Origin of the sequence: Streptomyces anulatus (genome assembly GCF_000721175.1) — a bacterium.
Classification (GTDB): domain Bacteria; phylum Actinomycetota; class Actinomycetes; order Streptomycetales; family Streptomycetaceae; genus Streptomyces; species Streptomyces anulatus_C.
Window position 1 is genome coordinate 156,495 of sequence record NZ_JOEZ01000003.1, and the last position, 25,644, is coordinate 182,138.

General features: G+C 69.6%; 23 protein-coding genes and 4 pseudogenes. 13 read left to right on the plus strand and 14 right to left on the minus strand.

Annotated elements, in window-relative coordinates; translation table 11 throughout:
* Positions 1-2 precede the first annotated feature (2 nt).
* From IG90_RS0103725 to IG90_RS0103740, 4 genes are all read right to left on the minus strand, one after another.
* On the minus strand, positions 3-959 hold the full coding sequence (locus IG90_RS0103725) for an ABC transporter substrate-binding protein (protein ID WP_030577403.1): 957 nt from the start codon (positions 957-959) through the stop codon (positions 3-5).
* A 193-nt stretch (positions 960-1,152) separates the two neighbouring features.
* Entirely contained in the window at positions 1,153-1,986 is an 834-nt protein-coding gene (locus tag IG90_RS0103730) for an ABC transporter ATP-binding protein (protein ID WP_030577405.1), read from the minus strand.
* Positions 1,983-3,071 carry a FecCD family ABC transporter permease gene (locus tag IG90_RS0103735; protein WP_030577408.1) on the minus strand — a complete coding sequence of 363 codons (1,089 nt, stop codon included), beginning with the start codon at positions 3,069-3,071 and terminating at the stop codon, positions 1,983-1,985. Before IG90_RS0103735 ends, IG90_RS0103730 begins: the two co-directional genes overlap by 4 nt.
* Before the next feature lie 34 nt (positions 3,072-3,105).
* Positions 3,106-4,134: a FecCD family ABC transporter permease gene (locus tag IG90_RS0103740; RefSeq protein ID WP_030577411.1), complete on the minus strand. Its 1,029-nt coding sequence runs from the start codon at positions 4,132-4,134 to the stop codon at positions 3,106-3,108.
* A gap of 535 nt (positions 4,135-4,669) precedes the next feature.
* On the opposite strand from IG90_RS0103740, the pseudogene IG90_RS41395 reads away from it, so the two are divergent.
* Positions 4,670-4,857 (plus strand): annotated as a pseudogene (locus IG90_RS41395) (TerD family protein); the annotation flags it as partial.
* 84 nt (positions 4,858-4,941) lie between these two features.
* On the opposite strand, the gene IG90_RS0103750 reads toward IG90_RS41395, so the two are convergent.
* The 5 genes from IG90_RS0103750 to trxA form a co-directional block, all read right to left on the minus strand.
* Positions 4,942-5,685 (minus strand): sulfite exporter TauE/SafE family protein, encoded by a 744-nt coding sequence (locus tag IG90_RS0103750; RefSeq protein WP_030577417.1) that lies wholly within the window; start codon positions 5,683-5,685, stop codon positions 4,942-4,944.
* On the minus strand, positions 5,682-6,047 hold the full coding sequence (locus tag IG90_RS0103755; RefSeq protein ID WP_030577420.1) for a rhodanese-like domain-containing protein: 366 nt from the start codon (positions 6,045-6,047) through the stop codon (positions 5,682-5,684). Before IG90_RS0103755 ends, IG90_RS0103750 begins: the two co-directional genes overlap by 4 nt.
* 68 nt (positions 6,048-6,115) lie before the next feature.
* On the minus strand, positions 6,116-7,474 hold the full coding sequence (locus tag IG90_RS0103760; protein ID WP_030577423.1) for an MBL fold metallo-hydrolase: 1,359 nt from the start codon (positions 7,472-7,474) through the stop codon (positions 6,116-6,118).
* Positions 7,475-8,095: 621 nt separating this feature from the next.
* The gene (locus IG90_RS0103765; RefSeq protein ID WP_030577426.1) at positions 8,096-8,452 is read right to left on the minus strand and encodes a carboxymuconolactone decarboxylase family protein; all 357 of its coding nucleotides are present in this window, start codon (positions 8,450-8,452) and stop codon (positions 8,096-8,098) included.
* A gap of 393 nt (positions 8,453-8,845) precedes the next feature.
* Positions 8,846-9,217 (minus strand): thioredoxin, encoded by a 372-nt coding sequence (trxA, locus tag IG90_RS0103770; protein WP_030577429.1) that lies wholly within the window; start codon positions 9,215-9,217, stop codon positions 8,846-8,848.
* 191 nt (positions 9,218-9,408) lie between these two features.
* On the opposite strand from trxA, the gene IG90_RS0103775 reads away from it, so the two are divergent.
* From IG90_RS0103775 to IG90_RS0103795, 5 genes are all read left to right on the plus strand, one after another.
* The gene (locus IG90_RS0103775) at positions 9,409-9,735 is read left to right on the plus strand and encodes a rhodanese-like domain-containing protein (RefSeq protein ID WP_030577432.1); all 327 of its coding nucleotides are present in this window, start codon (positions 9,409-9,411) and stop codon (positions 9,733-9,735) included.
* Between the two features lie 100 nt (positions 9,736-9,835).
* On the plus strand, positions 9,836-11,224 hold the full coding sequence (locus IG90_RS0103780) for an MBL fold metallo-hydrolase (RefSeq protein ID WP_030577435.1): 1,389 nt from the start codon (positions 9,836-9,838) through the stop codon (positions 11,222-11,224).
* A gap of 171 nt (positions 11,225-11,395) precedes the next feature.
* Positions 11,396-11,980, plus strand: coding sequence for a rhodanese-like domain-containing protein (locus IG90_RS0103785; protein ID WP_030577438.1), 585 nt, complete (start codon positions 11,396-11,398; stop codon positions 11,978-11,980).
* Positions 11,977-12,924, plus strand: a complete 948-nt coding sequence (locus IG90_RS0103790; protein WP_051860213.1) for a sulfite exporter TauE/SafE family protein — start codon at positions 11,977-11,979, stop codon at positions 12,922-12,924. The genes IG90_RS0103785 and IG90_RS0103790 overlap by 4 nt, the downstream gene beginning before the upstream one ends.
* Positions 12,925-12,928: 4 nt before the next feature.
* On the plus strand, positions 12,929-13,195 hold the full coding sequence (locus tag IG90_RS0103795; protein WP_008741329.1) for a metal-sensitive transcriptional regulator: 267 nt from the start codon (positions 12,929-12,931) through the stop codon (positions 13,193-13,195).
* Positions 13,196-13,555: 360 nt separating this feature from the next.
* Here IG90_RS0103795 and IG90_RS0103805 read toward each other — a convergent pair whose 3' ends face one another.
* Both IG90_RS0103805 and IG90_RS0103810 read right to left on the minus strand, forming a co-directional pair.
* Positions 13,556-13,903 carry an aminotransferase class V-fold PLP-dependent enzyme gene (locus tag IG90_RS0103805; RefSeq protein ID WP_030577448.1) on the minus strand — a complete coding sequence of 116 codons (348 nt, stop codon included), beginning with the start codon at positions 13,901-13,903 and terminating at the stop codon, positions 13,556-13,558.
* 43 nt (positions 13,904-13,946) lie between these two features.
* Entirely contained in the window at positions 13,947-14,624 is a 678-nt protein-coding gene (locus IG90_RS0103810; RefSeq protein ID WP_030577452.1) for an ArsR/SmtB family transcription factor, read from the minus strand.
* An 87-nt stretch (positions 14,625-14,711) separates the two neighbouring features.
* Here IG90_RS0103810 and IG90_RS0103815 point away from each other — a divergent pair, with 87 nt between their 5' ends.
* Both IG90_RS0103815 and IG90_RS0103820 read left to right on the plus strand, forming a co-directional pair.
* Positions 14,712-15,050 (plus strand): MBL fold metallo-hydrolase, encoded by a 339-nt coding sequence (locus IG90_RS0103815; protein ID WP_030577455.1) that lies wholly within the window; start codon positions 14,712-14,714, stop codon positions 15,048-15,050.
* Positions 15,047-16,330: an MFS transporter gene (locus IG90_RS0103820; RefSeq protein WP_051860214.1), complete on the plus strand. Its 1,284-nt coding sequence runs from the start codon at positions 15,047-15,049 to the stop codon at positions 16,328-16,330. The genes IG90_RS0103815 and IG90_RS0103820 overlap by 4 nt, the downstream gene beginning before the upstream one ends.
* A 56-nt stretch (positions 16,331-16,386) precedes the next feature.
* Here IG90_RS0103820 and IG90_RS45505 read toward each other — a convergent pair.
* Positions 16,387-16,572, minus strand: a pseudogene (locus tag IG90_RS45505) (DNA-binding protein); the annotation flags it as partial.
* Between the two features lie 97 nt (positions 16,573-16,669).
* Between IG90_RS45505 and IG90_RS41410 the strand changes: the two are divergent.
* Positions 16,670-16,840: pseudogene (locus IG90_RS41410) on the plus strand (DUF4345 domain-containing protein); the annotation flags it as partial.
* Positions 16,841-17,156: 316 nt separating this feature from the next.
* On the opposite strand, the gene IG90_RS0103835 reads toward IG90_RS41410, so the two are convergent.
* Positions 17,157-18,188, minus strand: coding sequence for a LacI family DNA-binding transcriptional regulator (locus IG90_RS0103835; protein WP_030577464.1), 1,032 nt, complete (start codon positions 18,186-18,188; stop codon positions 17,157-17,159).
* 140 nt (positions 18,189-18,328) lie between these two features.
* Here IG90_RS0103835 and IG90_RS0103840 point away from each other — a divergent pair, with 140 nt between their 5' ends.
* From IG90_RS0103840 to IG90_RS39105, 4 genes and pseudogenes are all read left to right on the plus strand, one after another.
* Positions 18,329-19,630 carry an ABC transporter substrate-binding protein gene (locus IG90_RS0103840; protein ID WP_030577466.1) on the plus strand — a complete coding sequence of 434 codons (1,302 nt, stop codon included), beginning with the start codon at positions 18,329-18,331 and terminating at the stop codon, positions 19,628-19,630.
* 32 nt (positions 19,631-19,662) lie between these two features.
* Positions 19,663-20,598, plus strand: a complete 936-nt coding sequence (locus tag IG90_RS0103845) for a carbohydrate ABC transporter permease (protein WP_030577470.1) — start codon at positions 19,663-19,665, stop codon at positions 20,596-20,598.
* Positions 20,595-21,416 (plus strand): carbohydrate ABC transporter permease, encoded by an 822-nt coding sequence (locus IG90_RS0103850; protein WP_030577473.1) that lies wholly within the window; start codon positions 20,595-20,597, stop codon positions 21,414-21,416. The genes IG90_RS0103845 and IG90_RS0103850 overlap by 4 nt, the downstream gene beginning before the upstream one ends.
* Positions 21,413-23,418: pseudogene (locus IG90_RS39105) on the plus strand (beta-glucosidase). Before IG90_RS0103850 ends, IG90_RS39105 begins: the two are co-directional and overlap by 4 nt.
* A gap of 560 nt (positions 23,419-23,978) precedes the next feature.
* Here IG90_RS39105 and IG90_RS0103860 read toward each other — a convergent pair.
* Positions 23,979-25,571: a CocE/NonD family hydrolase gene (locus IG90_RS0103860; protein WP_051859968.1), complete on the minus strand. Its 1,593-nt coding sequence runs from the start codon at positions 25,569-25,571 to the stop codon at positions 23,979-23,981.
* Positions 25,572-25,644: the final 73 nt, after the last annotated feature.

Here is a 25,644-nt window from a genome sequence, read left to right on the forward strand (position 1 = left end):
TGTTACGAGAGGTTCTTCTTCATCTCGTCCAGGATCTGGCCGGCGCCGGTGTAACCGATGCCGAGCATCCACAGGCTGTCGTCGACTTTGAATGTCTTGTTGTTCTTCACGGCGTCCAGGTTCTTCCACAGCTTGCCGCCGGTGACGCCGGTCTCCTTCGCCTTCGCAGGGTCACCGTAGGTGGAGTAGAAGATGACGTCGGAGTCGCCCTCACTGATCAGCTCGGGGCTGATGTCGAGGGAGAAGCCGGTCTTGTCCACGTTGGCGGGGCGGCCGACCTTCAGGTCCTTGAGGATGCTGCCGACGAACGTGTCGTTCATGTACAGGCGGATATCGGCGCCTTCGATGAAGCGCACGAACCCGACCTCCGTCTTGGCGGCCTTGTCCACGCCGCCAAGTGCCTCGGTCACCTCGGTGACGTGCTTGTCATAGTCGGCGACGACCTTCTTCGCCTCTTCCTTCTTGCCCAGCACGTCGGCGTGCAGTTCGAAGTTCTTCCGCCAGTCAGGGCCGGTCGTCTCGGTGAAGACGGTCGGTGCGATCTTCGACAGTTCCTTGTAGCTCTTCTCGTCGCGCGCCTTGCTGCTGATGATCAGATCCGGGTTCAGCCCGTCGATCGCCTCGAGGTTGGGCTCCATGATGAGTCCGACCGGCTTGATGCCCTTGAGCTTGTCCTCGGGGAGGTAGGTGGACATCGGCGCGCCCGCTTCAGCGGTGACGGCGCCGACCGGCTTGACGCCGAGGGTCAGGGCCGAGTCCAGGGCGTCGGTGTCCAGGACGACCACGCGCTTGGGAGTGTCGAAGACCTCCACCTTGCCCATGGCGGTGGTCACGGTGTGCTTTCCGCCCTCGGCCGCCGACTTGGCGTCATCCTTTTCGGACCCGCACGCGGTGGCGCTGACGGCGAGCGCGGCTACGACAGCAACAGCTGCGGCGCGACGGTTGAGGGAGGGGGCCATGAGAGGAAAGCCTTTCGTCACAGGTGCACTGGTCAGCGCGGGGGAGTTAGCTTAGGTAAACCTAACCTTAGGTGAGTGTGGGGGCAAGCGCGTCGACATCACAACTCGGACTACGCGGCACTACGGCTGACCTCGCCCTACCCGGCACCGAACAGACATCCGTCCACGCGAACGCAGTTGCTGGCTGGCGAACTCAGCCGGCCTCTGCCGAGACCGCTTGCGCAGGGGAGGCGTCTTGATGCCAGGGGCTGCCGGGAACAACCAGCGGGCCGCCGGTCACCGGATCCGGCACCACAACCGATGCGAGGCCGAAGACGTCACGTACGAGATCCGCCGTGACGATTTCCGAGGGGTGGCCCTGGGTGACGATGCGTCCGGCCTTCATCGCCACCAGGTGGTCGGCGTACCGCGCGGCCTGGTTGAGGTCGTGGAGCACCGCGACAACCGTCCGCCCGCGCTCCCGATTGAACTGCCGGACCAGGTCCAGCACCTCCACCTGGTGTGAGATGTCCAGGTAGGTCGTGGGCTCGTCGAGGAGCAGCAGATCGGTGTCCTGCGCGAGCGCCATGGCGATCCACACGCGCTGCCGCTGACCGCCCGACAGCTCATCGACGGGCCTCGCCGCGAGGGCGGTCACATCGGTGCGGTCCATGGCGTCGGTGACCGCCCGCTCGTCCTCCTCCGACCACTGCTGCCACCAGCGCTGGTGCGGCTGGCGACCGCGGGCGACGAGATCGGCCACCGTGATCGCCTCCGGCGCGACCGGGGTCTGCGGAAGCAGCCCGATGGACTGCGCGATCGTACGGGTGGCTATGCGGCTCAGTTCGGCACCGTCCAGCAGCACAGAGCCCCGTCGCGGCTTGAGCAGCCGTCCGAGGGCGCGCAGCAGCGTGGACTTGCCGCAGGCGTTCGGACCGACGATGACGGTGACGCGGCCGTGAGGAACGTCCAGGTCGAGGCCCTCCACGACCGTGCGTTCCTCGTAAGCCAGGGTCAGGTCACGGGCTGTCAGCCTGCTCTCGGTCACGCTTCTCCTCCAGTACGGCCGCGGACGCTGCGGTCTTTCACGATGAGCCAGATGAGATACGGCGCGCCGACAGCCGCGGTCAGCACACCCACCGGTAGTTCGACCGGGGCGAACAGCAGGCGCGCAGGCAGGTCGGCGGCCACCACGATCAACGCGCCGAGCAGCGCCGAGCACAACAGCGGGATCTGCGCCGTGCGGGTCAGCCGGCGGGCGATCTGCGGGGCAAGCAGCGCCACGAAGTCCACCGGGCCCGCCGCACCCGTGGCCACCGACGCGAGAAAGACGCCCAGCAGCGCCAGCCTGAACCGGGTCCGCTGGAGCGGTACGCCGAGCGCTGTCGCCGTGTCGTCGTCGAAGGCGGCGTTGCGCTGTGCCCGTGCCGCCCAGACCACACACGGCGCCAGGGCGAGTAGCGTCCAGCCGAGCGGTGCGGCCTCGTCCCAACCACGCCCGTTGAGTGAACCGGTAATCCACACCTGCGCCTGATGGGCCACCAGATAGTCGCCCTTGGTGATGAAGAGATGGACGACGGACCGCAGCGCAATGGCAAAGCCGATGCCGATGAGGACGAACCGCGCCGCGTGCAGTCCACCGCGCCACGCGAAGATATAGACGAGCACAGCGGCGATCACTCCGCCCGCGACCGAGAAGTACGGCAGCACACTGAACGAGCCGACACCGAACGTCATAGCGCCGATGGTCGCGGCGCCGGCCCCTTGGGAGACACCGATGATGTCGGGGCTGGCCAGAGGATTGCGGGCAACGGTCTGGATGAGGGCACCCCCGACCCCGAAAGCGGCACCGACCATCAGCCCGAGAACCAACCGCGGCAACCGCAGCTCGCCCACCACGAACTCGGCCCTCGAAGACCGCCCGTACAGCACGTTCAGTACCTCGCCCGGCGCGACGAACTTCTCACCGAGACAGAGGTACGCAAGGCAGACAGCCGCCGTCAGCACGGCGAGGACGCAGGCGACGACCGCGGCCCGCCTGTGGACGAGGAAGGACGCACGGCCGTGTCTCATGAGCGTGTATCCGCCGGGGCGTACGGCCGCCGCCTGACTCTCGATGAGCGAGATCGTCATGTGCCCACCGCCTTGTGCTCGATGAAGGAGGTCGTCATGCGGACACCGCCTTGCGACGGACCATGGCGATCAGGAACGGCACACCGATCAGGGCGGTCATCACCCCCGCCGGCACCTCGCCCGGCGGAAAGACAATTCGGCCGATGACGTCCGACACGAGCAGCATGACCGGTCCGAGCAGGGCCGCCATGGGCAGCACCCATCGGTGATCGGTGCCGACAATGGCACGGGCGATATGCGGGACCGCCAAGCCGATGAAGGCGATCGGCCCGGCGGCCGAGACCCCGACGCCGGTGAGCACGGTCGCGCCGATGCCGCCCACGATCCGTACGGTCGCCACGTTCTGACCGAGCCCTTTTGCGACGTCGTCGCCGAGCGCCAGGGCGTCGAGCCCTCGCGCCACCGAAAGCACCAGCACCGCGCCCGCCGCGAGGAACGGCCAGATCTGACCGGCCACTTCCGCACTCCGTCCGGCGATCGAGCCGACCTGCCAGAAGCGGAACTCGTCCAAGGTGGCGGCGTCCGTCGTGAGCATGCCCTGGATGACGGAGATGAGCAGTGCGTTGATGGCAGCGCCGGCCAGCGCCAGCTTCAGGGGCGATGCCCCGCCCCGTCCGCTGGACGCGACGGCGTACACGGCCACCGACGCGACTCCGGCACCGACGAACGCGAACCATACATAGCCGGCGAGCGTGTGCACCCCCGCGAAAGCGATCGCCAGCACCACACCCACCGCGGCACCCTGGCTGATGCCCAGCACGCCCGGGTCACCGATGGGGTTGCGAGTGATGCCCTGAATCACTGTGCCTGCGAGGGCCAGTGCCGCGCCGACCATCACGCCCACGACGGTCCGGGGCACCCGCAGCGACCGTACGATCTCGGCGCCCTCGCTCGTACTGCCGGACAGCAAGGCGTCGAAGACCTCACCCGGGGCGATGTGACGGGCCCCGACGGCGAGACTGAGCAGCACCGCAAGCAGCAGCGCGACAACGGCCGCTGTCGTCCAGCCTATCCGGCGGCCGACAAGGGCGGCTCTTGGGCTGCTGATGGTGGCGGCTGACATCGCATCCATTCCGACGTGGCGGATCCTCAATGATCACGAACTTAGGCGAGCCTAAGTATAGGGGTGGTGGCGACCACCGCGTAACGACTGCGACGAATTACTCGAGGGCTCGACCACTGGGAAGCGCCCTGACGTCCCGCGGGTGCCCCCTCGCGCCGGGCTTCCCGAGGTATGCCGAGTTCGGCTGACGAGGTTGGCCGGATCTCGAGGTCGCGTGATCGACACAGGGGTGCGGGGCCGCTCCAGGTGTGGGGAGGCCCCGCAGGCGGTGGCGGGTGAATGAGCGAGTCTCCGCTTCGGTTCCGGAACCCGTGCTGATGAACGTGGTGTTGCAACTGCCAGCAGTACGTGGGACCCCAGCTGCTCGCTCATGTGTACGCGGAGGAACTGACAGGTCTGTAGGTACCCTGCGGCTGCCGAAGACTGAGGGCTCCAGGCAGGTCCTGTGTGCCGTCATTCGGCCATCAAGAGGATGATCCGCGCATGAACGCTCAGGGAGGAAGTCGGCCCCGCGGACCTGGGCGGGGTCACCCAGATGTCCATGGGCATGTCCTGGGACGCCACCGCCGGAAGCAGCGGTGGGGTGATGGGCGGACTCCGCCGCAAGACCGGCACGGACCTCGACCTGATCGCCATCGCGATGCTTGACGGGCCCCGGTGCGCCTGGCGGGCCCCGACTCCCTGGTCCCGATGGGCAACGGCTCCCTGGTACACAGCGGCGACTGGCGCCCCCAAGGGGAGCATGTTACCCCTGGGGGTATTCGATGAGGAGTGGTGATGGAGCTTGGTCTCGGCCGACTGCCCCGCTCAGACGATCACGTCGGCGAGCATGAGGGCCGCCACCCCCAGCAGGACGTAGGCGAAGATCCGTTGCAGGGTCTCGCCGGTGATCTTGGCCGCGAGGCGCTTGCCGTCCCAGGCGCCGAGGATCGCCGCACCGGTGAAGGGGGCGATCACCTCCCAGCGCAGGTCTCCGCCCGTCCCCGTCCGCGCGGTGAGCGCGGCCAGCGAGTTCACGGTGATGACCAGCAGGCTGGTGCCCACCGCCTGCTTCATCCGCAGGCCCAGGACGCCCGCCAGGGCGGGAACCGCGAGGAACCCCCCGCCGACGCCGAGAAGTCCCGTCACGGCGCCGAGTCCTGCCCCGGCGCCGACCGCCTTCGCGGGCCGTATCCGCTCCGGCGGTTCGGCCCCCGCGGGCCGGAGCATCCGTACCGCGGCCAGCGCGGCGACGACCGCGAAAGCCCCGGTGAGCAGCGTCGCCGGGAGGCGCCCTGCAACGGCACCGGCGAGGAAAGCGGGTACGACGCCGGCGAGCGCGAACAGCGCACCTGTCTTCCAGGCGACGTTGCCGTCCCTGGCGTGGGCGTAGAGAGCGGTGGCCGAGGTCGCGGTGACGATGATCAGGCTGGCGGTGGTCGCCGACGCCGGGGAGAACCCGAGCAGGTAGATCAGCGCCGGGACCGCGAGCACGCTGCCCCCGCCACCGAGAGCACCGAGGGCCAGGCCGATGGCGGCCCCGGCGACCAGCGCGAGGATCAGGACACTCACGCTATCGAGCCGCCGTTGCCGCGTTCGTCCACGACCGGGTACCCGGCAGCGGCCCAGGCGTTCATGCCGCCCTCGACGTCGACAGCGTCCGCGCCCCGTTCGGCCAGGAGCGTCGCGGCCTGCTGCGAGCGGTGACCGCTGCGGCAGATCACCACGAGCGGACGGCCCTGCGCGGATGCGGGCAACGCGGCGCCCGCAGCCAGACCGGTCAGTGGGGCGTGTACCGCGTCCGGGGCGTGCCCGGTCTTCCACTCGGGCTCTTCCCGCACATCCAGCAGCACGGCTTCGGGCCACTCCCCGCCGGTGCGTGTGCGCGCCTCGTCCACGGACAAGCGCTGTCGGCTCCTGCGGAAGAGGGACATCGTCGACGTCACCTTTCTCGTCTCTCGTTCGGGGTTGTCACATGCCTGGACGGCCAGGTGCTTCGGGCTCAGCTGGTGATGACGGTCAGTCCGGCCTCGGCGGCGGCGTCGAAGTCGTCGTCCACGGCGACGACCTGTCGCCCGGCGGCGTCCAGCAGTGATGCCGCGATGCCCGCGCGCATGCCGCCCGCGCAGTGCACCCACACCGTCCCGTCCGGGACCTCGCCGAGACGGCGGTGCACCTCATGGATCGGGATGTGGACCGATCCCGCTATCCAGCCCTCGGCACGCTCGGAATCGCGGCGCACGTCCAGAACGACGACTCCAGCCGTGTCCTCGGCCGCCAGTTCCGCGAACGTGGCGCGCGGGAAGGAGGTGGCGTTCTCACCGTCGCGGAGCCAGGTCGCGGGACCGCCGGTCGCGGCGGCTGCCGGTCGGTCGATACCGACCCGGACCAACTCCCGCTGAGCCGCCGCCAACTGCCCGGCCGACTCGGCGAGCAGGGTTACGGGCTTGCCCCACGGGATCATCCAGGCCAGGTAGGTCGCGAGCTTGCCGTCCGCCTCGAAGTTGAACGAACCCGCGACATGCCCCTCGGCGAACGCGATCCGGTTGCGCAGGTCCACGACCCACTCACCGGCGGCGAGCCGTGCGGCGATCTCCTCCGGATCGGCGACGGCGGGCGCGGTGAGGTCCACCGGCGCCGGGCCGGCCGCGTTGGCCGGACCCATGTGCGCGTAGTAGGCGGGTACGTCCTCCAGACCTGTGAGCAGGTCGCCGACGAAGGTGTCCACGTCCACGGTCAGAGCCGTGTTGGCCGCCTTCTCCCTGCCGATCGTCGTCGCGTCGCCGTCGGCCTGCGCGGAGGAGCAGAAGCTGCCGAAGCCGTGCGTGGGCAGGACCGCCGTGTCGTCGGGCAGGGCGTCGGCGAGGCGGTGGGCCGAGGCGTGCTGCGCGCGGGCCAGTTCCTCGGTCAGCCGCGGTTCGACCAGATCCGGTCGGCCCACCGTGCCGATGAGGAGGGAACCACCGGTGAACGCGGCCACAGGCCGGGCTGCCTCGCCGAGTACATAGGCGGTGTGGTGCGGAGTGTGCCCGGGGGTCGCCACGGCGGTCAGGGTCAGATCGGTGTCGACGTCCACGGTGTCTCCGTCGGCGACCGGTGTCCGGGCGAACGAGACACGCGCAGAGGCCGGCACCAGGTAGACGGCGCCCGTGATGCGAGCCAGTTCCAGGCCGCCGGTCACGTAGTCGTTGTGGAGGTGCGTCTCGACGACGTGAGTGATCCGCACGCCTCGTCGTGCGGCGGCCGCGAGTACCCGGTCGATGTCGCGAGGCGGATCGACAGCCACCGCCGCCTGCTCGCCACCGGCGAGGTAGCTGCGGTTGCCCAGACCCTCGAGCTCGATGGTGTCGACGAAGAACACGGGCGATACTCCCTTCACGCGAAAATTACCCCCGGGGGTATATAATCCATTCTAGCACTCTTACCCACGGGGGTATGTTTCGAGGGGTGGCAGCCGTCACACGCGCCCCGCGCGCCGGAGGTGTCCGGCCGCACGGGAAGTGAGTTGGGAGACCTGTCGTGCGACCGCACGGTGAGGCTGAAGGGCCCGATGGAGGAGATCCAGCGGGCCGTCCGGCAGGCCCTGGTCGAGATCGACGTCCATGCCTCGATTCCCGAGGGGCCCAGGTTCTCGCGCTCGGTCCGTCGTTGCGCGGCCACTCCGGGCAACGCGGGCACACCACGCTCGCCGACCCGCGCGCGAATCGCCTGCAGGGGCCGAAGGTCAGGGAGGCGGCGGTCTGCCGGTCCGGATCATGGGACCGCGGACCGTGCGAGTGAGCCGGGAAGGCGACGGGTCTCGACACCGGGAAGCGTGCCGGCCGGTCGGTGTCACCGCACGGCGTCGCCCGGAGCGGCCACATCATCAAAGGCATGCGTAACGCCCCGATCGGAGGCCGATCTTCGGTCGCTGGTGGTCGGCCCGGGTGACGAGTGCGCCCCGCTGTCGGGATCGCGCCCGGCCGTACCACGGGCAGGGTGCTCAAGCTGCGGTGGTCTTCTGCTCCTGGAACTCGCGGAAGGCGGCGAAGGCGCGCGGGCCGAAGACCGTGCCCGGCCCACCGTTCATCAAGATGGCGACCCCTAGCGCCTCGGCTGCCTCCTGCTCGGTGGCGCCGTGCCGGACGGCGGCCTGGGCGTGATGGGCGATGCAGCCGTCACACTCCTTGCTCACCGCGATGGCCAGCGCGATGAGCTCCTTGGTCTTGGCGTCCAGCGCACCGGATTCCAGCGCGCCGTCGTGGAGCTGTTTGTAGCCCTCGTACACCTGCGGGATCGCGCGCCGCAGCTCGCGGCTGGGTGCCCGCAGTTCGTCCCGCACCTGGGTGCCGTACGACATGATGCGTCTCCCTTCCAGGGGCCGCCGGCCACCGGAGCGGCGCATGGGGAACGCGGCGCCGGGAGGTGGAGAGCGACCGTGGTGACGCGCGGCAGGCTCACCACCGGCATGTTTGCCGTAACGGTTGCCGCGCAGGGCCGACGGTCGGACCATGCCTCCATCGTCGCGCCGCATCCCGCCGGGGGCCAGTTCACCGCGGCCCCCCAGGGGGCGTCAGGCGGCCTCGGGGGCGGCGGTGGTCAGCTCTGCACGGCGTTCCGGCGGCTCACGTACCGGCTTCCGCAACGGCGGCGAGTGCGGCGTCGAGGCGGCGCGCCGCATCGTCCGCGACGGGGGTCATGGCGTCGACGACTGAAGTCCTTCGGTCGTGATCTCGTGGTGGTGCTCCGGGCGTCAGTTCCGCGCGGCGGTGGGGGTGGCGGCCTGCCGGTGGACGTCGTTCATGTCGACGGACCGGATCGTGGCGATCAGTTCCTCCAGGGCCTGCGGAGGCAGTGCGCCGGGCTGCGCGTAGAGCACGGTCCGGTCCCGGACGGCCATCAGGGTGGGGATGGAGGAGATCTGGAAGGCGCCGGCGAGTTCCGGCTGCGCCTCGGTGTCGACCTTGCCGAAGACGATGTCCTGGTGACGCTCGGATGCCTTCTCGTAGACGGGGCCGAACATGCGGCAGGGTCCGCACCATCCGGCCCAGAAGTCGATCAGCACGAACTCCGAGCCCGTGACGGTCTTCTCGAAGTTTTCCTTGGTCAGTTCGACGGTCGGCATGGGTTCCACTCTCCTCCCGTATACCCGGTGGGGTATATGGGAGCTTCAACGGGGATGGGTGTGGGTTTGTTCCGCGACCCCGTCATCCATTGACTCTCGAATACCCAGTGGGGTATTTGACAACCCTGGCAGGAGTTGCTTACCGTCGAAGACGTAATACCCAGGGGGGTATCTGGAGGTGAATCTCGCTCATGGCTCGTGAAGTGGACCTGGAGACGTTCGCCGACTTCTGGAAGGCCGGTGCCGTCGTTCTGGATGTGCGGGAGCCGGAGGAGTACCGGGCGGGGCACGTGCCTGGTGCATTCCTCGCCCCGCTGTCGACGCCGGCCGCCGCACTGCCCCGCGTACCCGAGGGGCGAACGGTGTATGTGATCTGTGCGAGCGGTAACCGTAGCCAGTGGGCCGCGGACCGCCTTGCCGCCGTCGGGATGGATGCCGTTTCCGTCGCCGGCGGGACCCGGGGCTGGGCCGGCGCGGGCCGCCCGGTCGTGACGGGGTCCGCCCCCGGGGCGATCTGACCCTCCCCCGTTCACGCGCCCGCCCCTCCGGGGAGCGGGCCACCTTTTGACCTCTCGGATACCCCCTAGGGTATCTGAACCATCGCTTATGGAGGTTTCCGTGTTCTTCGCCCAGTACTACCTCGACTGCCTCTCGCAGGCGTCGTACATGATCGCCGACGAGGCCACCGGCAACGCGGTGGTCGTCGACCCCCGCCGGGACGTCTCCGAGTACCTGGCGGACGCCGAGGCGCACGGCCTCACCGTGGTCGGCGTCATCAACACGCACTTCCATGCGGACTTCGTCGCCGGCCACCTGGAGGTCGCGGCCGAGACCGGTGCGTGGATCGGCTACGGACGCCGCGCCGAGACGGAGTACCCGATCCGCAAGCTCGTCGACGGCGAGACGATCAGCCTCGGCGACGTCACCCTGGAGATCATGGAGACCCCCGGGCACACCCCGGAATCGATCAGCGTGCTGGTCCGCGAGCACGGCGACGACAGCGTCCCGTACGGCGTGCTCACCGGTGACGCGCTGTTCATTGGCGACGTGGGCCGGCCGGACCTGCTCGCCTCCGTCGGTGTCAGCGCCGACGAACTCGGCGCCATGCTCTACGACAGCGTCCAGAACAAGCTGATGGGCCTGCCGGACGAGGTGCGGGTCTTCCCCGCGCACGGCGCCGGATCCGCCTGCGGCAAGAACCTTTCGACCGAGAAGCAGTCGACCATCGGCGAGCAGCGGGCCACCAACTACGCCTGCGCGCCCATGTCGCAGGAGGACTTCGTGGCGATCGTGACCGCCGGTCAGTCCGCTGCTCCCGGCTACTTCGTCTACGACGCGATCCTGAACCGCAGTGAGCGCCCGCTGTTCGATCCGGCTGCCGCACCGAGGCCGCTGAGTGCCGAGGACTTCACCGGCCTCCGAGCTTCCGGCGCCGTGGTGGTCGACGCCCGTGACCCGCAGGAGTTCGCCGCCGGACACCTGCGCGGCTCGGTGAACGTGCCGGCCGACGGCCGGTTCGCCGAGCAGGCCGGCACCGTCCTGCCCACCGACGCCGACCTGCTGGTCGTCGCCCCGCAGAACCGCGAGGAGGAGATCGTCACGCGCCTGGCCCGGATCGGCTTCGACCGCGTGACCGGCTACCTGCGCTCCCCGGACGACGCCCTGGCCGCCCTGACCGAGGAGGTCACCCCGGCAAGCCGCCTCACCGCAGCCCAGGTCCGTGCCGCCCTGGCGGGCGACAACCCGCCGGTCGTCCTCGACGTCCGCAACTGCGGCGAACGCGGAGACAACGGCTTCATCGACGGCGCCCTGCACATCGCACTCGGCGAGCTGCCCAGCCGCCTCGACGAGATCCCGCGCGACAAGCCGCTCGTTCTGCACTGCGCAGGCGGCCACCGCTCCTCCATCGCCGCGAGCCTCCTTCGCCACCACGGCTTCACCGACGTCTCGGACATCCTCGGCGGCTACGCCGCCTGGGCACTACTGAACACCCCCGCGACCGTCTGACCGGCTGCCGCCCCCCCGGACCGGCCCTTTCCGGCCGTGACGAACCGCCGGCGCCCCTGCGGGGAGACCTTCTGTCCTGACGGGACCCTCCTCGCGGGCGCCGGCCTCCGAGCTCAGATACACCCCGCCCCGTATTCGCGTACGGAATCACCTCACCACGACGGAGTTTTCATGACGACCGACGCCTCCCGCGCCACCGGCCTCACCGCCACCGCCCTGCAGCACCTGGTCGACAGCGGACGCGCTCCCCGCGTTCTGGACGTGCGCACTCCGGGCGAGTTCCGGACGGTCCACATCCCAGGTTCCTACAACGTCCCGCTGGGCACCCTGCGCGAGCACCGCGCCGAACTCCTGACCCACCTCGACGAGGACGTCGTCCTCGTCTGCCGCTCCGGGGCACGCGCCACCCAGGCCGAGCAGGCCCTCGCCGAGGCCGGCCTGCCCAACCTGCGTGTCCTGGACGGCGGCATGATGGCCTGGGAGGCCGCCGGAGCCCCGGTCAACCGGGGCGAGGACCGCTGGGACATGGAGCGGCAGGTCCGCCTGGTCGCCGGATCGATCGTCCTGGCCACCGGCCTCGTCGGTGTCCTGGTGCCCGGCGTCCATCTGATCGGTACGGCGATCGGCGCCGGCCTGACGTACGCGGCGCTCAGCAACTCCTGCATGATGGGCGTCCTGCTCTCCAGGCTCCCCTACAACCGAGGCCCGCGCACCGACATACGCACCGTCATCGCCTCCCTGCGGGACCGCTCGTGATCACGCTGGTCCTCGCGGCGTCCGTCCTGATCGGCGTCAGTCTGGGCATTCTCGGTGGCGGCGGGTCCATCCTGACCGTGCCGATCCTGGTCTACCTGGCCGGGATGGACACCAAGGAGGCCATCGCCACCTCCCTGTTCGTCGTCGGCGCCACCAGCCTGGTCGGGCTTGTCCCGCACGCCCGCGCGGGCCGGGTGCGCTGGCGCACCGGCCTGATCTTCGGCTCGGTCAGCATGGTCGGCGCCTACGGCGGCGGACGCCTCGCCGAGTACATCCCGGGCACCGTCCTGCTCGTCGCCTTCGCCCTGATGATGCTCGCCACCGCCGTCGCCATGCTCCGCAAGTCCCGCAAGGCGAAGGCGGCCAAGCCCGCCCACGCCGAACTTCCTGTCAAGCACGTGATCGTCGAGGGTCTCGTCGTCGGCGCGGTCACCGGTCTGGTCGGATCCGGCGGCGGATTCCTCGTCGTCCCGGCCCTCGCCCTGCTCGGCGGACTGCCCATGAGTGTCGCCGTCGGCACCTCACTCCTGGTCATCGCCATGAAGTCCTTCTCCGGACTCGCCGGCCACCTCGCCGACGTCCAGATCGACTGGAGCCTCGCGCTGATGGTGACCGCCGCGGCCGTCGTCGGCAGCCTCATCGGCAGCCGCTTCGCCGGACGCATCCCCCAGGACACCCTCCGCAAGGCGTTCGGCTGGTTCGTCGTCGTCATGGGTGTCTTCGTCCTCGGCCAGCAACTGCCCCACGCGGTCTGGGTCAGTCCGTTGACCTGGACCGGCATCGGCCTCGCGGCAGCGACCGCCGTGACCCGGGGCGCAGTACGGGCACGCCGCCCACGGCCCGCCATGGACGCGCCCCAGGCAGGCTCCCGGGAATCGGTCGCACACCCTGGGCGTCATACCCACAGGGGTATTGTTGATTCGATGGTCGGTGAGAAGGAGTAACCCGGTGAAGGTGGAAGAAGAGGCGGCGACCGCGGTCCTCAACCGGCTGCGGCGTGCTCAAGGGCAGCTCGCGGGCGTCATCGCCATGATTGAGGCCGGCCGCGACTGCAAAGATGTAGTCACGCAGCTCGCCGCCGTCTCCCGCGCCCTCGACCGGGCGGGCTTCAAGATCGTCGCGAGCGGGATGCGCCAGTGCCTCGCCGAGAGCGAGGAGGGCGCGCCCCCGATGACCGAGCAGGAACTGGAGAAGCTCTTTCTCACGCTCGCGTGACACACGACGGCGGCCGGCGGACATCCGCCGGCCGCCGTCGCTTCGTGCCGCGGGTGGAGACGTGCGCGCCCGGCCTCCGCCGGCCGGCCAAGTGGTGGCAGGCGACGCCGAGGTGGCTGGGGATCAGATCTTCTCGGCGGCCACACCGGGGTACTCGATGGTGAGGACGGTGATGTTCTCGGCATCGGACGTCAGGATCGTGACGCGGCCCGGCTGGGCCAGGGCGGGCGCAGAGTATGGCGTCGATGGCGTACCTGTGCCCGTGCGGGCCGGCTGTTCGCGGTAGGGCGGGCGGCGTACTGGGTGACGGCCTGAGTGACCAATTCGCGACGAGCCCGCTCCGGTCGACAGGCAGGAGCGTCACCCGGGCGCCGTGAAGGCGCTCCAGTGCACGGCATGTCTCCAGCACGGCGGGGTGTGCTCGGTGACCTGCGTGATCACGTGCGGACGGGGGCGGCCGGAGGCGAGGACGGCACCGCGCAGCGCGAGCAAGTCAGCCTCGGAGCCGGAGGCGGTGAGGACCACCTCGCCCGCCCTGGCGCCGATCAAGTCGGCCACCTGGGCGCGGGCCTCGTCCAGTGTCCGGCGAGGCGCCTGCGCATAGGGGTGGCTGCTGGAGGGGATGCCGAAGAAGTCCGTCAGATGAGGCGGCATCGTGTCGGCGACGCGCGGATCGACCGGGGTGGTGGCGTTGTGGTCCAGGTACACCGGCCCGTCGGCGAGACCCAGGGAACGCCTTCGGGGATGGCATTCACGCCGTCGCCCCGGCGTGTACGGGAAGGTCCGCCAGGCGCCACTCGAGCATGCCGTCGTTGAGCCGGATCGCCCGTCGGCCGTGGTCGGTGAGCAGGCGTACGGCGTCGTAGGCGAGCGCGCAGTACTCGCCGCGACAGTAGACGACGACCTCGTTCTTCTCGGGCAGTTCGCCGATCCGGTCGGTCAGCTCGGAGACCGGGATGCAGACAGCGCCGGGGATGTGTCCGGCGAGGTACTCCTCCAGCGGCCGGACGTCGAGCACGACCATGTTGCCGGCCCCGACCCGGGCCAGGAGTCCCTCGCGGGTGACCTCGGCGGCGCCGTCCTCGCCCAGATAGGCGTCCCGGGCGACGGGAACTGCGGCCTGATGGCGGTCGGCGACCTTGCGCAGAAGGGCGAAGAGCTGGGCGACATCATCGCCGGCGAGCTGGTAGTGGATCCGGACGCCTTCGCGCCGGGTGGCGACGAAACCGGCCTGCTTAAGGGTCTGCAGATGCGCCGAGGTGGTGGTCAGGTTCAGCCCGGCCGCCTTCGCCAGGGCGTCCACGGTGCGCTCGCCCTGCGCGAGCAGATCGAGCAGTTCCAGACGCTTTCCGCTGGCCAGCGCCTTGCCGCTGGCGGCGAACGCTTCGTAGAGGGCGGCCTTCGTGCCGCTGGTGATGGCGTCCCGCATTGCATCCTCCAAATATCTATGGATTACTGTAACTGATGTCGGGCGGTGACGCCTTCCGCCCGCCCCCTTCTCGTGAAGGACAGCCCGATGGGTTTCCCCGAAGATCACCTGATCCCCCTGGTCGACGAAGGACTCGGCAACAGCGCCTACCTCGTCGATCTGGGCGATGGCCGCGCTCTCGCCGTCGACGCGAGCCGTGACCTGCGCGCCCTGCGCACCGCCGCCGAGCGGCGCGGTCTGACCGTCGCCCATGCGGCAGACACACACCTTCACGCCGACTTCCTCTCCGGCGCCGTGCAGCTCGGCCACGACCACGGCGCGTCGATCCTGGCTTCCGTGGCCGGAGGGCGCGCCTTCGACCACCAGGGCTTGGCCGACGGGGACGAGGTCGACCTCGGCGGGCTGACGGCGGGCGGCCGCTCGTGAAGACCACCCACGTCCCGGCCGCACCGACGCATACCTCCAGCCGTCCGGTACGCCTCGGCCTGCGCGAGAATCGGCTCCAGTTCACGCTGCTCGTCATCGTCAACATCTGCGTCGGCGGCCTGGTCGGGCTGGAACGCACCACGGTCCCGCTCATCGGCTCCGAGACGTTCGGTCTGACCAGTGACCTGGCGGTCTTCTCGTTCATCATCGCGTTCGGCCTCACCAAGGCGCTGACCAACCTCGCCGCCGGGGCGCTGACCGCCCGCTTCCGCCGCAAACAGCTCCTGGTGGCCGGCTGGCTGCTCGGGATCCCCGTCCCCTTCGCGCTCGCCTGGGCGCCGTCCTGGGGCTGGATCGTCGCGGCCAACGTCCTGCTCGGCCTCAACCAGGGCCTGACCTGGTCGATGACCGTCAACATGAAGATCGACCTCGTCGGCCCCGCACGCCGCGGTCTGGCCACCGGGCTCAACGAGGCCGCCGGCTACACCGCCGTCGGCGTCACCGCCCTCCTCACCGGCTACCTCGCCACGAGCTACGGCCTGCGCCCTGTCCCCGAGCTCATCGGCGTCGTCTTCGTCGTCGCCGGACTGGCCCTGGCCCTGGTCGTCCGCGACACCGCCGCCCACGTCGCCCTCGAACTCACCCAGCACGCCAAGCCGCTGCCCACCGACGAGAACACCGGCCTGAAGGCCACGTTCACCCGCACCTCCTGGCACGATCGCTCTTTGCGCGGCGCCAGCCAAGCGGGCCTGATCAACAACCTCAACGACGGCCTCACCTGGGGCGTCTTCCCGCTGCTCTTCACCGACCACGGCCTCGGCCTGGCCGCCGTCGGCCTCATCAAGGGCCTCTACCCGATCCTGTGGGGCCTCGGGCAGATCCCCACCGGTCACCTCGCCGACCGCATCGGCCGCAAACCCCTCATCGTCTACGGGATGCTCGTCCAGGCCGCCGGGTTCGTCCTCGCCCTCGCCCTACTGGACCGTCCCCTGCTCGCCGGGATCGTGTCCGCGATCGCGCTCGGCTTCGGCACCGCCATGGTCTACCCGGCCCTCATCGCGTCCATCTCCGACCACGCCCACCCGGCCTGGCGGGCCAACGCACTCGGGACGTACCGGTTCTGGCGGGACATCGGCTACGCGGTCGGCGCCCTGGTCGCCGGCATCCTTGCCGACACTCTCGGCCTCAACGCCACCGTCATCGCCGCCGCCGTCCTCACCGCAGCCTCAGGGCTCCTCGCCGCGCGCTGGATAACCGAGCACCGGCCCGACACTCCCTGAACCACCACTTGCGCGCCCCAGGGGTCCGGCAAGGGAAGCCAGGACGACACGGACCGGACCTTCTCGGCGGTGACGCGGGGGTGGTCGGCGCTGAGCAGGGTGGTGTCCTCGACGTCGGACGTCAGGATCGTGACGCGGCCCGGCTGGGCCAGGGCGGTGGTGCGGAGCATGGCGTACTTGTGGCCGTGCAGCCCGGTCGCGCGCAGCAGACCGGCGGCGGACTGGGCGAGGCCCCGCCCGACCCCGTCGCGGAGCATCACGCGGCGGGCTTCCTCTGTCACCTCGCTGAAGCACGGCACCGGGGCGTAGAGCCCGAAGGGCGCGGCACCGCGCAGGGTTGGCGTCGGCCGACTGCTCTCGCTCGCCGTGCACGGCTGGCCGCAGTGGTTCCAGATCGCGCTGGCGGTGATCGAGCTCGGCCTGCCGCCGGTCTTCTTCTGGCTGGCCAACGCAGAGGAACGGGCCCCGCGAGGCGACTGGCCCACACGGGCGTGGAACGCGAGGAACTGACCGTGCTGACCGCCCCGGCCGGAGTGGCGCGGCCTTCAGGCCGGGCACGTGCAACGGCGGCGACTGCAGCAGCAGTGGTGTGCTGACCCGGATCGCGGGCGCTGCTCAAGAACCGCATCGGCACCCCCGACTCCTTCCCCGCTGGCTGACCAACAGACCGGGGGTGGGACGGGCGCATGGACCCAGGACATCCCCTTGAGGAGGGGTAGCTGCAAAGCCGCCTGTCGCTCTGAACGGCATCAGGCCGTGGAACACTGCCCCCACCCGCCCACGGACCGCGGCCCTTCACCGGCACGGACGTGGCCCCGCACGGTGCTCAGTTCTCGGGCGGTGGCGCCGTGCTCTTGCGTACGACCAGGCTCGTCGCCAGCTCCAGCCGCGTGGACACCGGTTCCTGGGCCCGCAGTCGCATCAGCATCTGCGCGGCCTCCTCCGCCATCTGGTGCAGCGGCTGGTGGACCGTGGTCAGGGCCGGGCTGGACCAACGGGCGATGGACACGTCGTCGTAGCCGACCACCGAGAGGTCGTGGGGGACGCGCAGGCCCTGCACCCGGGCGGCTTCCAGTACGCCGAGTGCCTGGAGGTCGCTGCCCGCGAAGATCGCGGTGGGCCGCTGGGGGTGCGACAGCATCTCAGCGGCGCGGTCGTATCCGCCCTCCACGTGGAAGTCGCCGAACAGGATGAGGTCGGGGTCCACCTCCAGCCCTGCCATGGTCATCGCCGACCGGTAGCCGTCGAGCCGGGCGCGGGAGCAGAGCATGTCCTCGGGGCCGGTGATGACTCCGATGCGCCGGTGCCCGTACTCGATGAGATGGCGGGTGGCGGCCAGTCCGCCATTCCAGTTGGCGGAGCCGACCGAGGGCACGTCGGGGTCGGGGTCGCCCGCCGGGTCGATGATGACGAACGGGATCGAACGTGCCCTGAGCTGCTGTTTCACTTCGCTGGGCAGGGTGGAGAAGACCAGGACGACACCGAGCGGTCGCCGCTGGAGCATTGCCTCCATCCAGTCGGGTCCGGGCGAGTGACGGGTTCCGCTTTCGGTGAGGACGACCCCGGCGCCGTGGGCCTTGGCGACGTTCTCCACTCCCCGGATCAGCTCCATCGCCCAGATGCTCTCCAGCTCGTGGAACACGATCTCGATGAGCGGCGCCTCGCTGGCCGACCGGGTGGTGCGTCGGTACGCATGGGCCTCCAGAAGACGTTCCACTTTGACCCTCGTGGGGGTCGCCACGTCCTGCCGTCCGTTGAGGACCTTCGAAACTGTCGAAATGGAGACGCCGGCCCGCTCGGCCACTTGAGCCAGGGTGATGCGGCCCGTTTTCTCGTCATCGCGCATGGCGAGGAGCATAAAGCACGGGACGACTGCCGCCCATGCGTAACGCTTTGGTAACACCTCGATCGAGGGTTGACCCCCCAGGTGAGGAGTCCTAGCGTCCCCACTCAGGAAGTTTCGGTAACTGCTCCGAAAAAGTTTCGAAAGGTGTGCCGATGAAGCAACGCGCACGGCTCTCGCGGACCCTGGTCGTCGGTGGTGCCGCGCTGGCCCTGGTGCTGTCCCTGTCCGGATGCGGAGGAGACTCCGATGCGGCCGGCGACGACACCATCCACGTCCTGGTCTACGGGGACGCGGCGAACAAGGTGGAGAAGGAGATCGTCGCCACCTTCAACAAGACGTCGAAGGTGAAGGCCGTCCTGGATACGATCCCGGGCGCCGACTACCAGGCCAAGCTGCAGACGATCATCAACAGCAAGCAGGCTCCGGACGTCTTCTTCAACTGGGGCGGCGGCAGCATCAAGCCGTTCGTCGACGCCGGCCTCCTGCTCCCGCTGGACCCCTTCATCGCCAAGGACCCCGACCTCAAGGCGAAGTTCCTGCCGTCCGTGTTCAACAGCGCGGTGGTCGACGGCACGTCCTACGGGGTCCCCATGCGCGGCACGCAGCCCGTCCTGCTGTTCAACAACGGCAAGGTCCTCAAGAAGGCGGGCGTCGAACCCCCGAAGACCTGGGACGACCTGCTGGCGGCGGTCGAGGCGCTGAAGGCCGACGGCGTCACCCCGATCGCGCTGGGCGGCGGCGACCGGTGGCCGACGCTGATGTGGTTCGAGTACCTGTACGACCGTATCGCCGGCCCGGAGCTCTTCCAAAAGGCCCTCGACGGCGACCAGGACGCCTGGGCGAGCCCGGACAGCCGGAAGGCGCTGAGCAGCATCAGGGAACTGGTGGACGCCGGGGCCTTCGGCACCAACTTCGACTCGGTGAAGTTCACCGACCAGGGTTCCCCCACGCTCCTGGCGACCGGCAGGGCCGGCTTCGAGTTGATGGGCTCGTGGGAGTACTCGACGCAGCAGGACGCGCACCCCGAGTTCGCGAAGAGCGACCTCGGATACAGCACCTTCCCCTCCGTCGAAGGCGGCAAGGGCGACCAGGCGAACGTCGTCGGCAACACCAACAACTACTACTCCGTGCTGAAGAAGACGAAGCACCCGCAGGCCGCCGCCGAGTTCCTGAAGCTCATGTACTCGGACCAGTTCGTCAAGGCGCAGCTCGCCATCGGCAACCTGCCGACCACGACGAACACCGAAGGCTTCCTGGACGCCGCGGCCAGCCCCGAGTTCGCGAAGTTCCAGTACGACATGGTCAAGGCGGCCCCGGCGTTCCAGCTCTCCTGGGACCAGGCGTACCCGCAGTCGGCGGCCACCGCGATGTACCAGTCCCTCCAGCAGTTCTTCAACGGCTCGATGGACGAGGACGCCTTCATCAAGGCCATGCAGGCGCTGCCGACCTCGTGAGCCCACTGAGATCCGGACCCGGAACACATGACATGACCCGAACCGCCACCCCCTCCGCAGACGGTGAGACGGTCGAGAAACCCGGCTCGTCCGGCATCGGAGCGGGCCGCCCGGGATTCCTCTGGGCGGCCCCCGCCGCCGTCTTCTTCGGCCTCTTCGCCATCGTCCCGCTCATCATGGTCGCCGTACTCTCCTTCGCCAGCTGGGACGGCCTGAGCGACCCGGAATTCGCGGGCCTCGACAACTGGAGAAGGCTCCTCGACGACCCCGTCATGATCAAGAGCCTCTGGCTGAGCGTCCTGCTCACCGTGCTCGGGGTCGCCGTCCAGACTCCGCTGAGCATCCTGCTCGGGGTCTGGGCGGCGGGGCACCAGCGCAACCGGGCCGTTCTGTCCGCCATCTACTTCGTCCCGATGCTGCTGTCCGTCGCGGCCGTGTCCGTGCTGTGGCGCGCCGTCCTCGACCCCAACCTCGGCGTCCCCGCGCAGGCCACATGGCTCTTCGGCGACGGCAACCTGTTCGGGACGCAGGCCACCGCGATCGGCGTCCTGGTCTTCGTCAGCACCTGGCAGTTCACCCCACTGCACACGCTGATCTACCAGGGCGCGGCGCGCGCGGTGCCGCAGGTCCTCTACCAGGCGGCGCAGGTGGACGGCGCGGGCACGGTGCGGCAGTTCTTCCACATCACGCTGCCGCAGCTGCGCAACTCGATCATCACCTCGATGATCCTGATGGTGGTCGGCGGACTCACGACCTTCGACACCGTGCTCATCCTGACCCAGGGCGGACCGGGAAGCGACACCACCATCAGCGCGTACTACATGTACCAGAAGGCGTTCAAGAGCTTCGACTACGGAGCGGCTTCCACCATCGCCCTCCTCCTGGTCCTCGTCTCCACGGTCATCTCGCTGATCGTGGTGCGGCTCTCGGGCTACGACAGGATGCGCAGCACCATGGAGGGACTGTGAGGAAGAGCCGTCCCAACTACTTCGCCGGTTTCGGCTCCCTGGTCTGGCTCCTCGTGGTGGGGCTGCCGCTGTACGTGATGCTCGTCGCCACGTTCCAGTCACGCCCCGACTACGCGGCGAACGGCCCGCTGTCCTTCCCCGAGCACTTCACGCTCGACAACTACATCGACGACCTCAACAGCGGCTTCGCGCAGTACTTCCTCAACACCGTCATCGTCACCGTGTCCGTGGTGGGCATCGTCGTACTCCTCGTCCCGCCGCTGGCGTACACCATCGTCAGGAGCCGGGGTCGCGCCACCACCACGGTCTTCCGGCTGTTCCTCCTGGGCCTGGCGATCCCCTCGCAGGCGGTCATCGTCCCGATGTTCTTCGTCATCAGCGAGGCCGGTCTCTACGACAACCTCATCGGCGTCATCCTGCCGACGGCGGCCTTCGCCATGCCGGTGTGCGCCCTGATCCTGACGGGTGTGATGCGGGACATCACCCCCGATCTGTACGAGGCGATGACGATGGACGGCGCCTCGTCCCGACGGGTCTTCTTCCAACTGGTGCTGCCGTTGTCCAGGAGCGGGGTCTCGACGATCGTCGTCTTCTCCGCGCTCCAGGCGTGGAACGGCTTCCTCTTCCCCCTCGTCCTGACCCAGTCGGCGGAGACCAAGGTGATCACCCTGGGGCTCTACGACTTCCAGACGGAACACGGAGTCAACACCCCCGGCCTGCTCGCCGCGGTCGTCCTGTCCATGTTCCCCATCCTGATCGTCTATCTGTTCGCTCGTCGCGCCCTGGTACAGGGGTTGATGGGAGTGGGAGGAAAGTGACCGCCGACATCGGCAACACCGGCGTTCAGACACCAGCCGAGGCCACCGACTCCCGGGCACCGGTGCCCTGCGCCACGGAACACCGCACCGGGCCCTGGCGCGATCCCACCCTCGATCCCGAGGCCAGGGCCGACGCCCTGATCGCCGCCATGACCCTCCAGGAAAAGGTCTCCCAGCTCTTCGGCGTCTGGGTGGGCGCGTCCGACGAGGGCGCCGAAGTCGCACCGTTCCAGCACGACATGGAGGAGGCCGTCGCCCTCGACGACCTTCTTCCGCACGGCCTCGGCCAGCTGACCCGCCCGTTCGGAACGGCCCCGGTCGATCCGGCCGTGGGCGCCCTCTCGCTGGCGCGCACCCAGGAGCGCATCGCCGGGGCGAACCGATTCGGCATACCGGCGCTCGCCCATGAGGAATGCCTCGCGGGCTTCGCCACCTGGGGCGCGACCGCCTACCCGGTGCCGCTGTCCTGGGGCGCCACCTTCCATCCGGAGCTGGTCCGCGAGATGGCCGCCGCGATCGGCCGCGACATGCGCTCCGTCGGCGTGCACCAGGGGCTCGCCCCCGTCCTCGACGTCGTACGCGACGCACGCTGGGGCCGTGTCGAAGAGACGATCGGCGAGGACCCGTACCTGGTGGGAACGGTCGCCACCGCCTATGTGCGGGGACTGGAGTCGGCCGGGGTCGTCGCCACGCTCAAGCACTTCGCCGGTTACTCCGCCTCACGGGCGGGCCGCAACCTCGCCCCCGTCGGCATGGGCGCGCGGGAGCGGGCCGACATCATCCTGCCCCCGTTCGAGATGGCCGTACGCGAAAGCGGCGTACGGTCCGTCATGCACGCCTACACGGACACCGACGGAATCCCCTCCGCGGCCGACGGTTCGCTGCTGACCGGCCTGCTCCGCGACACCTGGGGCTTCGACGGGACCGTTGTCGCGGACTACTTCGGCATCGCGTTCCTGAAGACGCTGCACGGCGTGGCGGGGAACTTCGGGGAAGCGGCCGGCGCCGCACTCGGCGCGGGTGTGGACGTGGAACTGCCGACCGTCAAGACCTTCGGCGGCCCGCTGGCCGACGCGATCGCCGAGGGCCTCGTACCTGAGGCGCTGGTGGACCGTGCGGTACGCCGAGTGCTGGTCCAGAAAGCTCAGTTGGGAATTCTGGACGCGGACTGGAGTCCGGTGCCGCCGGTGCTCGCCGGAGCCGTGGGTACGGGCGGCTCCGTGGGTGGGAACTCGGAGGTGCTGCGCGGGACCGTCCGTCTCGACACCGACGAGAACCGCGCGCTCGCCCGCCGCGTCGCCGAGCAGGCCGTCGTGCTCCTGCGCAACGACGGCACCCTGCCCCTGGCGGCGGACGCGGCCGCCGGAGCCCCCGCCCGTATCGCAGTCATCGGGCCCAACGCCGACACCCCGACGGCCGTCCTCGGCTGCTACGCCTTTCCCGTCCACGTGGGGGGCCAGCACCCCGGGACCCCGCTCGGCATCGAACTGCCCACTCTGCGCGAGGCGTGTGCGGCGGAGTTCCCCGAGAGCGAGATCGTCTCCGCACAGGGTGCGGACATCGACGGCCCGGACACCGGTGGCTTCGGCGAGGCCGTCGAACTGGCCAGGAGCGCCGACCTCGTGATCGTCGTACTCGGCGACCGGGCCGGTCTCTTCGGGCGCGGGACGAGCGGGGAGGGCTGCGACGCGGAGAACCTCACGACCCGGTCGCCTCCGTGGTCCAGCCGGTGCAGCGCCTTATCGGGTACGTACGCCTCGGCCTGGATGCCGGACGGGCGGCCAGGGTGCGGATGACGGTCCCGGCGGACCTCGCGTCCTTCACGGGCCGCGACGGCCACCGGATCGTCGAGCCGGGCGATCTCGAACTGCGGCTGAGCGCGTCGAGCACCGACGCGCGCCTCACGGCCCGGGTCACGTTGACCGGGCCGGTACGAACGGTCGACCACACCCGTCGGCTGCACATGAGCACCGCGACGGAGATCCTCATGGAAGCGCCGTAGTCCGGCGCACCCCGACCGGAAGGACCTTCGCGGGTGTCGTCCCATCCGTGAAGGTCCCTCCGTCGTTCCTGCCGGACGCTCCGCCCGGGATGCGGAGCAGGCGCTGATGGCGGGCTGCCCTTGTGGCAGTCCGTCAGGGCGGTGAAGCCGAAGCCCGTCGTCCCGCCGATGGCGAGTCCGCGGGAGCAGACGAGGGCGCAGGCGGTGACGTTGATCCGCCTGCTCAGCCGGCTGAGGCGTTCTGTGTCGCCTCGCGTGCTTCGGTGAGGGCTCGCTGCCTGAGGTTGCCGCCGAACAACTGGACAGTGGTGGCGGCATCGGGGACCTGGCCCCGGCAGCGGACGGACGGGTACGGGCAGGGACGGCCGTCCCTGCCCGTACCCGTCGCCCTGCGAAGTGCTCGGCCCGCTGCCGCGTGCTTCGCAGGGACACCTCGGGTCGGCATCCTCACCTGGACCTTGCGTCCGAGGGGGCCGACGTCACGAGCCTCGAACTGACCGGCTGTGTCCCCCGCTCGGGGTGAGCCCACCCCTCTTCGAAGGGCGGTGGAGCCGACCGGGTCAGCGGAGGGGGACGTTCAGTTCCGCCCCGCCGGCGAAGTCGATCGTCTGGAGCACGGTGTTGTAGTCGTTGTAGCGGGTGTCGACACCGTCGATGACGAGGGCGAGCCGGTGGCCCGCGGGGACGTCGTACGCGGTGGAGAACATCTCGATGTCCAGCGTGAACGGCTGACCCGGCGCCTTGCCGTGGAAGCTCAGGGGGCCGTGGGCGACCAGCTCGCCGATGCCGAGCGCGTCGACGCTGTAGAGGTAGGTGACCACCGTGCCGCTGGACCGGTTGCTGGTGACGGTCGTCCGCACCGTCGGTGTGCCACGTACCTGCTGGACGGTGTCGTAGCGCTCGGTCTGCCAGACGGCCGCACGGGTGCTGGGCAGCAGCGGTATGGAGATCTTCGGGGAGGACTGGGCGAACTGGTCCAGCATGCTGGAGAGGAAGGAGATGCCGGCGTTCGCGCCGGACCCCAGATTGGGGAGGATGTCCTCGTCGTCCGTGAACCGGATGTTCTGCGTGCGGCTGGGGACGGCGTTCCAGCTCGGGTAGCCTTCGTAGGCGCCACCGGATCGCGACTTCAGCTGGACGGGCTGCTCGGCGTCGATGCCGTTCTCGACGCCTTTGAGGTGGTGGTCGAACCAGCGGTGGGTGTTGTCCCAGACGTCGTTGGGCAGCCCGAGCAGGCCGAGGCCTTCCGCGGTCGCGTGGTCGCCGGGGCGCAGCTCCAGGCGCTTGGGGCCGTCCAGCTTCTCGTAGAAGGACGCGTACTGGTTCGGAGCGAAGATCGAGTCGCCCCAGGCGTTGGCCAGCATGACCGCGGTGTCGTTGGCGTTGAGCCGGTCCACCTGGTTCACGGCGGAGCGCTGATCGGCCCAGGGGAGGACCTCGTCGATGCGGTCCGTCTTCCCGCTGCGCATGATCTCGATCTTCTCGGCGGCCTCCGCGCTGGGCCGGCCCGTCGCGTAACCGAGGCCCGCGAGGATCGCGGTGGCCTGCGTGTGCTGCGTCTCGCCCTTGTACAGGGACTCGGTGAGGTCCGCCCAGCCGCTCATCGCGGAAACGGCGTCCACACGGTCGTCCTGAGCGGCCGTCAGCAGGCTGATGCCCGCGCCGTAGGAGATGCCGGCCATGCCGATCAGCTCGGGGTCCGCGGCGGTGTTGGCCAGGGCCCAGTCGATGACCTTGCGGGCATCGGCGATGTCCTTGGGACCGGCCACCTCGATCTCGCCCTCGGACTGCCAGAAGCCACGGACGTTGTACGAGACGATGACGTAGCCCTTCTCCGCCAGTTTCTTCGCCTGCGCGATGTACTCGATCTGCGGCATCGCCCAGCTGGTGGGCAGCACGATGACAGGGTAGTCGCGGCTGGTGTCCGCAGGGGCGACGACGTTCGCGGCGAGTTTCACGCCCTCGTGGCCGGCGATGTCGACGAATCGCGTCGTGGTGGGAAGCATCTGGGACGCGGTGGTGGTCGGCAGGGCCTCGGTTGCCTGCGCGCTGGGCGTGAGGCTGACCCCCATTCCCGTCACGGCCGCGGCCACGACGATGGCGACGCGGGATCTGCGGGAACGGAAACGGGTGGCGGAAGTGGTGCGGCTCATGTGACGTGCTCCAGGACTCGGTGCCGCAGGAGATGGGGAACGGCACGCAGCGGAAGTAGGCCCGCCGGGCTCG